This window comes from Pseudomonas sp. TNT2022 ID1044 (assembly GCF_028656895.1).
GTDB lineage: Bacteria > Pseudomonadota > Gammaproteobacteria > Pseudomonadales > Pseudomonadaceae > Aquipseudomonas > Aquipseudomonas reinekei.
In genome coordinates, this window is sequence record NZ_JAMDHB010000023.1 from 1 (window position 1) to 10792 (window position 10792).

Annotated in this window: 6 protein-coding genes and 2 pseudogenes; 7 read left to right on the forward strand and 1 reads right to left on the reverse strand. The window is 59.6% G+C overall.

Translation table 11 applies throughout. The features are described from left to right. The 7 genes and pseudogenes from M5G20_RS25190 to M5G20_RS25220 all read left to right on the forward strand — a co-directional run. Positions 1 to 512 (forward strand): annotated as a pseudogene (locus M5G20_RS25190) (exodeoxyribonuclease V subunit gamma); the annotation flags it as partial. After that, entirely contained in the window at positions 509 to 4201 is a 3693-nt protein-coding gene (gene recB / locus M5G20_RS25195) for an exodeoxyribonuclease V subunit beta (protein ID WP_273921380.1), read from the forward strand. The pseudogene M5G20_RS25190 and the gene recB, both read left to right, overlap by 4 nt. After that, complete coding sequence (gene recD / locus M5G20_RS25200; RefSeq protein WP_273921381.1) at positions 4198 to 6306, forward strand: exodeoxyribonuclease V subunit alpha; 2109 nt, start codon at positions 4198 to 4200, stop codon at positions 6304 to 6306. Before recB ends, recD begins: the two co-directional genes overlap by 4 nt. A gap of 119 nt (positions 6307 to 6425) precedes the next feature. After that, positions 6426 to 6890: pseudogene (locus M5G20_RS25205) on the forward strand (YfiR family protein); the annotation flags it as partial. 27 nt (positions 6891 to 6917) lie between these two features. Next, a complete protein-coding gene (locus M5G20_RS25210) occupies positions 6918 to 8174 on the forward strand; it encodes a diguanylate cyclase domain-containing protein (RefSeq protein ID WP_273921385.1) in 1257 nt (418 codons plus the stop codon). Between the two features lie 17 nt (positions 8175 to 8191). Beyond that, a complete protein-coding gene (locus M5G20_RS25215) occupies positions 8192 to 8692 on the forward strand; it encodes an OmpA family protein (RefSeq protein WP_273921382.1) in 501 nt (166 codons plus the stop codon). A 139-nt stretch (positions 8693 to 8831) separates the two neighbouring features. Then, a complete protein-coding gene (locus tag M5G20_RS25220) occupies positions 8832 to 9542 on the forward strand; it encodes a CatB-related O-acetyltransferase (RefSeq protein WP_273921383.1) in 711 nt (236 codons plus the stop codon). 10 nt (positions 9543 to 9552) lie between these two features. Here the strand turns inward: M5G20_RS25220 and M5G20_RS25225 are convergent, their stop codons facing one another. Next, complete coding sequence (locus M5G20_RS25225) at positions 9553 to 10500, reverse strand: LysR family transcriptional regulator (protein WP_273921384.1); 948 nt, start codon at positions 10498 to 10500, stop codon at positions 9553 to 9555. Between the last annotated feature and the right edge of the window lie 292 nt (positions 10501 to 10792).

Here is a 10792-nt window from a genome sequence, read left to right on the forward strand (position 1 = left end):
GGGCTGACGGTGGTTTGCTGTCCATCACGACAATCCCTAACAGCATTGGCTCGATCAAGTCCCGAAAATGGCATCGCCTGACCCGGCCCTGGGTCAATCATCTGGTCGCCTGCGCAAGCGGTCTGTCGATGACCACAGCGCTGGTGGCCAGTGATGACAGTCTGGTGCTCGCTCCAATGGATGCGGATCCAGCGCGGCGAATTCTCGGGGACCTTTTGCTGGCCTGGCAATCGGGCATGCGTCAGCCCCTTCCAGTTGCAGTGAAAACAGCCTTTGCCTGGCTGGGTCAGAGTGAACCAGTCAAAGCCGAAGCGGCCGCCCGCAAGGCCTATGAAGGCGACGGGTTGACCACTGACGGGGAGCGCCGGGAAAGCATGGCGCTCGCGCGTCAGTTCACTGATTACGACGCTCTGGTCGCCGACGAGACATTTACGGGTTGGTGCGACGCTCTTTATCGCCCTTTACTTGAGGCGCCATGGCGTTCCTTGTCCACTGAGGAGGCGCGCTCATGAGTACTCAGCCACCTCTTGCCCTTGCGTTCCCGCTGCGTGGCAGTCAGTTGATCGAGGCCAGCGCCGGGACAGGCAAGACGTTCACTATTTCTGCGCTTTACCTGCGCCTGGTTCTTGGCCATGGCGCGGAGTCCAGCGGTTTCGGGCGTGAGCTTTTGCCTCCGCAAATCCTCGTGGTGACCTTCACCGATGCCGCCACCAAAGAGCTGCGAGAGCGCATTCGTACACGGTTGGCTGAGGCCGCCCGGTTTTTCCGCGATGAAACACCGGCACCCGATGGCCTGATCGCCGAGTTGCGCGAACAGTACCCGTCCGAGCAGTGGTCCGGTTGCGCAAATCGTCTGGATATTGCGGCCCAGTGGATGGATGAGGCTGCTGTCTCGACCATTCACAGTTGGTGCCAGCGCATGTTGCGCGAACACGCATTTGACAGTGGCAGTCTGTTTACCCAGACACTGGAAACCGATCACAGCGATCTGTTGGGTGAGGTGTTACGCGACTACTGGCGATTGTTTTGCTATCCGATGCAGGGCGATGCACTGAACTGGGTACGCAACAACTGGGGTGGGCCAGCCGCCTTGTTACCGCGGGTTCGTGGCTTGTTCGCCAGCGAGCGGGGCAACGTTGAAGGCAAGGCGCCTGCCGAGTTGATTACCGAGTGTTTGCAGGAACGGCGGGCTGCATTGGTCGAGCTCAAGCAGCCCTGGCGTCATTGGGCTGATGAGCTTCTTGTGATCTGTCACGAAGGGGTTGCCAGTAAAACTGTCGACGGTCGCAAGATGCAAGCGCGCTACTTCGAACCCTGGTTCGAGAAGATCAAAGCCTGGGCCGAGGACGAAGCCCTTGAGCAACTGGACATAGGCACCGGCTTCACGCGGCTGACCCCTGACGGCATGGCGCAGGCCTGGAAGAAAGGCGAGGTTCCCAGCCATCCGGGGCTGGACGCCATGCCCGGGTTGAAAGCCAGTCTCGACAACTTGCCGACGCCTGATGCTGCGGTGCTGCAACACGCTGCTCATTGGGTCGGCGCGCGGTTCGAGGAGGAAAAACGTCGCCGTGCGGAAATGGGCTTTGACGACATGTTGCTGCGCCTCGATGCGGCGTTGCAATCCGATGGCGGTGAGCGGTTGGCGACCTTGATCCGTGAGCAATTCCCGGTGGCGTTGATTGACGAATTCCAGGACACGGACCCGGTGCAGTACCGGATCTTCGAAAGCATCTACCGCATTGAAGACAACAGCCCAGAAAGCGGGCTGTTCCTGATCGGCGATCCGAAGCAGGCGATCTACGCGTTCCGTGGCGCCGATATCTACACCTATCTTCGTGCGCGACAGGCGACCACCGGACGCCTGCATACCCTGGGCACCAACTTCCGCTCCAGCCATGGCATGGTCGGAGCAGTGAACCATGTATTCGAATGTGCCGAGTCGCGCGAATCGGGGCGCGGGGCTTTTCTGTTTCGCGAAAACAATGGTGAGAACCCGGTGCCGTTCCTGCCGGTGGCATCGCAGGGGCGCAAGGAAGTTCTGTACGTCGACGGGCAAACCGTCCCGGCGCTGAATATTTGGCATTTGGCTGCCGAGCAGCCGTTGTCCGGTGCTGTTTACCGCCAGCAACTGGCCGCCGCGTGCGCCAGTGAAATCACCGCCTTGCTCAATGGCGGACAACAAGCTCGTGTGGGCTTCGCACGGGAAGGTCAGGATCTTGTGGGGCTGATGCCTGCGGACATCGCCATTCTCGTACGCGATGGCAAGGAAGCTCAGGCCGTACGTGCCGAGCTATCAGCCCGGGGTGTGCGCAGTGTTTATCTATCGGACAAGGATTCGGTATTCGCCGCGCAGGAAGCGCACGATGTACTGACCTGGCTCAAAGCCTGCGCCGAGCCCGATGTCGAACGACCGCTGCGAGCCGCGCTGGCCTGCATCACCCTCAATTTGTCATTGGCGGACCTTGAGCAGTTGAACCAGGACGAACTGGCCTGGGAATCCCGGGTCATGCAGTTCCGCGGCTATCGCGAGTTGTGGCGTAAGCAGGGTGTGTTGCCGATGCTGCGACGCTTGTTGCACGACTTCCAGCTTCCCCAGACGTTGATCGCCCGCAGCGACGGCGAGCGGGTGTTGACCAACCTTTTGCACTTGTCCGAATTGCTGCAGCAAGCGGCCGCCGAACTGGACGGTGAACAGGCCCTTATCCGGCACTTGTCCGAGCATCTGGCGTTGTCCGGTCAAGCCGGCGAAGAGCAGATTCTGCGTCTGGAGAGCGACGAGCAACTGGTCAAGGTCGTGACCATTCACAAGTCCAAGGGGCTTGAGTATCCCCTGGTATTCCTGCCGTTCATCTGCTCGGCAAAACCGGTGGATGGCAGTCGGCTACCGCTGCATTACCACGATGCCACGGGCAAGGCTCAAGTGACCCTGAGCCCCACGCCAGAGTTGATCGCCCTGGCCGACGAAGAGCGCCTGGCCGAAGATCTGCGCTTGCTGTATGTCGCCCTGACCCGGGCGCAACATGCTTGCTGGTTGGGGGTTACGGATCTCAAGCGCGGCAATAACAACGGCTCGGTGCTGCACCTGTCGGCGCTGGGTTATCTGTTGGGCGGCGGTACGCCGTTGAGCGAGTCGACGGGTTTGAGCATTTGGTTACGTGATCTGCAACAAGGCTGTCCTGCGATCCACAACAGTGAGATGCCCGACATCACCAGCGAGCATTACCATCCGCCGCTGAACACCGCCGCATTGCTCGCACCATTGATCCCACTGCGCAAGGCCAGTGAAAATTGGTGGATCGCCTCCTACAGCGCCTTGCGCATCAGCGACATCCTGAGCAGTGGTACGGACGAAGCGCCTGAGAGTCCGCAAGCGCAGAAGCTGTTTGACGACGAACGCCTCGACCCACAAGCGCCCCGAGAGATGGCTGCTGGCGGTGCCGATATTCATCGATTCCCTCGTGGCCCGAACCCGGGCACTTTTCTTCATGGTTTGCTCGAATGGGCTGGCAGTGAAGGTTTTTCTGCTCCGCCGCAAGCCGTGGAAGATGCGATTGGCCGTCGTTGTAATCGCCGTGGCTGGGAAGGCTGGATTACCACGCTGAGTGACTGGCTTGTGCATCTGCTCAAGTCGCCTCTGCCCGTGGGTGCCGGACAAGCCCCGGTGATTTTCGAGCAGTTGAACCAGTATCAGGTCGAGATGGAGTTCTGGTTCGCCAGCCACAAGGTGGATGTGCTCAAACTCGACGCGCTGGTGCGTCAGTTCACACACAACGGCGTGGCCCGGGTGGCGGCAGAGCCGGTGCTGCTCAACGGCATGTTCAAGGGTTTCATCGACCTGACGTTCGAGCACGATGGCCGCTACTACGTCGCCGACTACAAGTCCAACTGGCTCGGGGCTGACGACCAGGCCTACACCGAACAGGCCATGGAGCAGTCGATTCTCGACAATCGCTACGACCTGCAATACGTGTTGTACCTGTTGGCCCTGCATCGTCAACTCAAGGCCCGGCTGGCCGATTACGATTACGATCGACATGTCGGCGGTGCGTTGTACCTTTTCCTTCGAGGGACGCGAGCACCCAGCCAGGGTGTTTATTTCGCCCGCCCGCCCAGGGAGTTGATCGAGCGACTGGACCGGATGTTCCAGGGTAAACCGGAACCCAGGACAGAACCTGCGTGGGAACAGGGAGTATTGCTATGAGCCGCACCTTCGCCGATTTGCTGCCCGTTTCATTGGCGGCGGACAGTCTGGCTGACCTTGCCCCCTTGAGTTGTGCGGACGACCTGTTGCTGCTGCTGACGCGTTGGGTCGAGCGTGGCTGGCTGCGAGCGCTGGACAAAGCCTTCGTGGCATTTCTTCATGAGCTGGCACCGGATAATGACCCTTTGGTGCTGCTGGCTGCTGCGTTGACCAGCCACCAATTGGGACACGGGCATGTATGCCTGGACCTGTTCGAGACACTCAAGGAGCCCGACTTTGCCCTGTCACTGCCACCGGAAGGCGATCTGCAAAGTGGCGTGATGTTGCTGCCTTCGCAGTTGCTGGAAGCTTTGGATGGCGCCCATTGGTGCAAGGTTCTGGCGGCGAGCCGTCTGGTTGCGTTGGCGGCCGACGAGCGAGAGGTCGTGCAGACACGACCCTTGGTGTTATCGGGAAAACGTCTGTATCTGCGCCGCTATTGGGCCTATGAACGACGTATCGACAACTCATTGCGTGAGCGTCTGGCAACACACGAAGCCGCTGCGGATGACTTGCTTGAGCGCCTCACCGGTTTGTTCGGCCCGGCCCGACCGGGTGAGTTGATCGACTGGCAAAAACTCGCTTGTGCCCTCGCCACTCGCAGCGCTTTCAGTATCGTCACCGGTGGTCCGGGAACCGGCAAGACCACGACGGTCGTGCGCTTGTTGGCGTTGCTCCAGGCGCCGGCCGTGGAGGCTGGCAAGCCGTTGCGCATTCGCCTCGCCGCACCGACCGGCAAAGCCGCAGCGCGGCTGACGGAGTCCATCAGCCAGCAAGTACGAACGCTGAGAGTCGCCGACGCCATTCGCGATAAAATTCCGTCCGATGTCACCACGGTTCACCGTCTGCTCGGCAGTCGTCCGGGGACGCGACATTTCCGGCACCACGCCGGCAATCGGTTACCGCTGGATGTGTTGGTGGTGGACGAAGCGTCGATGATTGACCTGGAAATGATGGCCAATCTGCTGGATGCACTGCCGGCTCATGCTCGACTGGTACTGCTGGGGGACAAGGATCAGTTGGCGTCAGTGGAGGCCGGTGCAGTGCTGGGTGACCTGTGTCGTGATGCCGAGGCAGGCTGGTACAGCCCGCACACACGCCAATGGCTGGAGGCGGTCAGTGGCGAAAGTCTGGAGGCCAGTGGCTTGCAGGAAGACACCCAGGGTACACATCCACTCGCCCAGCAAGTGGTGATGTTGCGTCACTCGCGGCGATTCGGCGAAGGCAGCGGCATTGGCCAGTTGGCCCGCTGGGTGAACCAGCAACAACCTGAAGAAGCCCGCAAGCTGTTGGCGGTGCGAAGCCACGACGATGTATTCAGTTTGCCCCTCAAGAATGAACAGGACAGGGCGCTGGAACGTTTGTTGCTCGAAGGTCATGGTGAGGGCGCGCAAGGCTACAGGCACTATCTGAACCTGCTGCGCAATCAGCGGCCGGCGCTTGATAGTCCTTATGATGATCCGCGCTGGACGGACTGGGCTCGACAGGTCCTGCAAGCCTTCGACGCCTTTCAGTTGTTGTGCGCCGTTCGCAAAGGGCCTTGGGGCGTGGAGGGGTTGAACCAGCGAGTTACCGATGCACTGCTCAAGGCGCGTTTGATCGACGGTGACCAGCAATGGTACGAAGGCCGGCCAGTGCTGATGACCCGTAATGATTACGGCCTGGGATTGATGAACGGTGACATCGGCATTGCACTCAAGCTGCCCGAGCGTGAGGGGCCGCAAGCAGGGCGGCAGGTTCTCCGCGTGGCGTTTCCGCGTAACGACGGGCAGGGCGGCGTGCGTTTTGTTCTGCCGAGCCGGCTCAATGATGTTGAAACCGTTTATGCCATGACCGTGCACAAATCCCAGGGATCGGAATTTACCCACACGGCGTTGATTCTTCCTGATGCGCTGAACCCGGTGCTGACCAAGGAACTGATCTATACCGGTATCACCCGGGCCAAGGACTGGTTCACATTGATCGAGCCGCGCGCCGGGGTGTTTGAAGAAGCGGTGAGACGCAAGGTCAAGCGCTTGAGCGGGCTGATGCTGGAACTGAAAGAAGGCGGTGATACGACGCACTGAAAGCGGCGACGCGAGGTGACGCAAACTGTCCGAAGTGGCGTAGTGCCCGGCCTCGCTGGTGTTTCGCCGCTATGCTATCGTTGCGGCATCATCTGGTAACGATCGAAGAGTATCCCTGCATGAAGGTGGCTGTCCGGGCGACAGAGCGTATAGCTGGCTGCAAACAAGCACTGCTCGCCGGACTTCTCAGCTTGCTGTCTGCTGCCGCTTTCGCTCAGCCGCAAACCCCGTCGAGCATGGCCGACCAGCGTGCCGAGTCAGTGACTCAGGTGGTGCTCGGGATTCTCAGTTATGCCCGTTGGCCTGTTGAGCCCGCGCAACTGCGCCTCTGTGTCGTTGGCCCCACTGAATACACCGACGATCTGGTCAAAGGCACGACTCAGGCGACCGGTCGGCCTGTGACGGTGCAACGGCTGTTGGCCGACAACCCGTCCATCGCAGGTGAGTGCAATGCGGTGTACATCGGCAAACTGACCAGCGACGAACGCAGTCGGCTGTTTGCTTCACTCACAGGGCGCCCGGTATTGAGCATCAGCGAAAGCGATGATCAGTGCACGGTTGGCAGCCTTTTTTGTCTGCGCGTCACCGTCCAGACGAAAGCCTGCGGCAACATGAGCCTGTCCAAACGGGGGGCTCGCCCGACCTTGCGCTCGGTCATCGGTCGCGGTCATTTGACCGTTGCGCTGGTGGGTGTGGCCATGGCCAGTGTGTCGCTGACGCTGCTGGGTGTTCTGGCCTTGCGGGTGTATGCCGATCACAACCTGCATCTGATCGCACGCTCGATCAATTACACCGTGGAAGCTGCAGTGGTGTTCAACGACAAATCCGCCGCGACGGAGGCATTGGCGCTGATCGCCTCCACCGAAGAGGTCGCCGATGCCCAGGTTCTGGACACGCACGGCCAGTTGCTGGCGCGGTGGCAGCGACCGGAAACCGGGTTGGTGTCCGATCTTGAAATGCAGTTGGCCAAGGCTTTTCTGGAAAAACCGATCAACATGCCGATCGTTCACCAAGGCCGGGAGATCGGCAGCATCGTGCTCATCGGGCATGGCGCCAGTCTGATGCGCTTTTTGCTCAGTGGTCTGGTGGGCATCGTCCTGTGCACCGCCATCAGTGCGTGGGTCGCGCTCTATCTGGCGCGTCGGCAACTTCGTGGGATCATCGGCCCGCTGCGCAGCCTGGCGTCTGTGGCGCACGCCGTTCGCAGCGAGCGGGCTTTCGATCGGCGCGTACCTGCCGCCACCATTGCCGAACTCGATAACCTCGGCAGCGACTTCAATGCCCTGCTCGATGAACTCGAGTCCTGGCAGACCCACCTGCAAAACGAGAACGAAACCCTGGCCCACCAGGCCAGTCATGACAGCCTCACGGGGTTGCCGAACCGGGCGTTTTTCGAAGGCCGCCTGATGCGAGCGTTGCGCAATGCCAACAAGCTCGACGAGCGCGTCGCCGTGCTGTTTCTCGACAGCGACCGGTTCAAGGAAATCAACGATAACTTCGGCCATGCCGCTGGCGATGCGGTGTTGGTGGCCGTGGCCAAGCGCGTTCGCGCCCAACTGCGCGAAGAGGACCTGGTGGCGCGCCTGGGCGGGGATGAATTTGCGGTGTTGCTGGCGCCCCTTCACAAGACTGAAGACGCTGAACGAATTGCCGAAAAAATCATTGCCAGCATGGAAGCGCCCATTCTGTTGCCGGGTGATCACCAGGCATTGACCTCACTCAGTATCGGTATCGCCGTGTACCCCGATCATGGCGTGACCCCGGGCACATTGCTCAATGCAGCGGACGAAGCGATGTACCAGGCCAAGCGTCTTGCCCGAGGCGCACAGCACACGGCGGGGTCGGAGCACCCTGTCGCCGACGTTTAACTCAGGAGCTTATTTCCGTGTTTTCTTTTATCCGATCCTTCCGACTGTTCACGATTACTCTGGTCCTTGCCGTATTGACCCTCACGGGTTGCCAGACCGCACCGCAAAAAGGCCTGACCCCGGCGCAAATAGCGGTATTGAAACAGCAGGGTTTCGAGTTGACCGATGAGGGCTGGGCGTTTGGTCTGTCGGGCAAGGTACTGTTTGGCAGTGATGTCGACAGTCTGAATGCGCAGAGCACCGAGATTGTCGAGCGCATTGGCAAGTCGTTATTGGGTGTTGGGATTGAGCGCGTAAGAGTCGATGGTCACACGGATGCATCGGGTAAAGAGGCTTACAACGAACAGCTTTCCCTGCGTCGCGCAAAAAGTGTCGGCAGCGTTCTGGCCACCGCCGGCATGAAACAGGACAACATCCAGTTGCGCGGTCTTGGCAGCAGCCAGCCCGTGGCATCGAACAACACCGCCACCGGCCGCACCGAAAACCGCAGGGTATCGATTGTGGTCAGTGCCGATTAAAACGTTAGCAATGTTTTCTGCCATGACTTCTGACACATGAGCCGACATAAACTCGACGATCATTCGAACCCGCTGGGGTTCTGCGTCGATTTTACGGTCTGGGCGTTTCAGGGTTTATGCAGGAGTCGAAGAGTTCTCAATGAAAAGAATAATAAAATACTGCCAGAACCGTTATTGGAAGAAGTGGCTTCGCCAGCATCACTGCAAGTTGGGTGGCGGAGTGACGTCGCTCGGTGCCAAAACCACGTTGGTGCTTGAGGAAAACGTCTCCCTCGGCAATGTGGTCATCAATGCCAAAAAACTGAGCATTGGCGCTCACACGTATGTTCGCAGCGATTGCGTGCTGTCCGCGGTTTCATCGATAGGGCGATTCTGCTCTATCGGAAACAACTGCTACATCGGCCAGGATAAAAACACTCATCCTTCGGATTGGGTGAGTTCGCATCCGTTTCAATTCACCAATACCCCGTTGTCATTCGAGCCGCAAATCGTCGACGTCACCATTGGCGATGACGTCTGGATCGGCCATGACGCCATGATCATGGAAGGTGTCAATGTGGGCACCGGAGCCATCATCGCCACGCGTGCGCTGGTCGCACATGATGTTCCTCCGTATGCCATCGTCGCCGGCATCCCGGCGAAGGTGATCAAGTATCGACATCCCCCTGAGCGCATATCAATGTTGTTGAACAGCAAATGGTGGGAGTGCAATGTCGACTTCCTCCTGACCTTGCGTCTGGACGACCCGGATGCCGCTCTGCCTGAGTTGATGGACGCGCGTAGCGACCATCTGGCGAGCTACAAGCAACTGGAAGTCAGCCGCAAAGGTTGTCGAGTACTGCCCGCCTGATCGCGACGGGCTAGTCGTTAAACCGCAACTCCCTCGTTTCACCCAACAGCAACGGGCCATTGAGCTCCGTGACTTCGCGGATGTAATCCCACAACAGAGTGATCCGCTTGAGCTTGCGCAGGTCTTCGCGGCAGTACATCCAGAACTGTCGGGTGATGTTGATCTCCTGCGGCAACACCGGCAGCAAACGCGGATCCTGGGCGGCGAGGAAGCATGGCAGGATTGCCAGTGATCGGCCCTGCTGCGCCGCTACGAACTGCGCAATTACGCTGGTGCTGCGCAAGTTGGCGCTGGCGCCGGGGAGCACGTTGGCCAGGTACAGCAGTTCGGAACTGAACGCCAAATCGTCGACGTAGCTGATAAAAGAGTGCCTGGCCAGATCCGCCGGGCGGCGGATCGCCGGGTGTTTATCCAGGTATTGCTGCGTTGCGTACAGTTGCAGCCGATAGTCGCAGAGTTTGCAGCAGACGTAGGGGCCATGCTCTGGACGCTCCAGGGCGATGACGATATCGGCTTCGCGCTTGGACAGGCTGATGAAGTGCGGCAGCGGCAGGATGTCGACCGAGATCGCCGGGTAGGTATCGACGAAATGGCTCAACTGCGGCGTGATGAAGAAACTGCCGAAGCCTTCGGTGCAGCCCATGCGCACATGCCCGGACAGCGCCACTCCAGACCCTGAAACCTGTTCGCAGGCCATGTGCAGCGTGCTTTCGATTGACTCGGCGTAGCCGAGCAAGCGCTGGCCTTCAGCGGTCAGGACGAAGCCACTGGTCCGGGATTTCTCGAACAGCAAGGTCCCCAATGACGCTTCCAGCGAACTGATGCGCCGCGACACCGTGGTGTAGTCGACAGCCAGGCGCTTGGCCGCAGTACTGGCCTTGCGGGTCCGGGCAACTTCAAGGAAAAACTTGAGGTCATCCCAGTTCAGCGAGCCTAAAGACGTGATGTTTTTTTGCATGATGGACCGGCCTTTATGTGCGTTCTTATTAGAAGTTTGCACATCTATACTCCAAAAACAGCCCGACAACCAATTCGCGGCGCACGCCTCATCGCAAGGCGACTTTTTCGCCTTGGCTCCTGAAATAAAAACAAACATCCGGAGACCCACATGAACGCTTCGCTCACGCCCAACGACACCACCGTACAAAAGGTCAAATTGTTGATCGACGGCGAGTGGGTCGAATCCCAATCCACCGAGTGGCACGACATCGTCAACCCGGCGACCCAGCAAGTCCTGGCCAAGGTGCCGT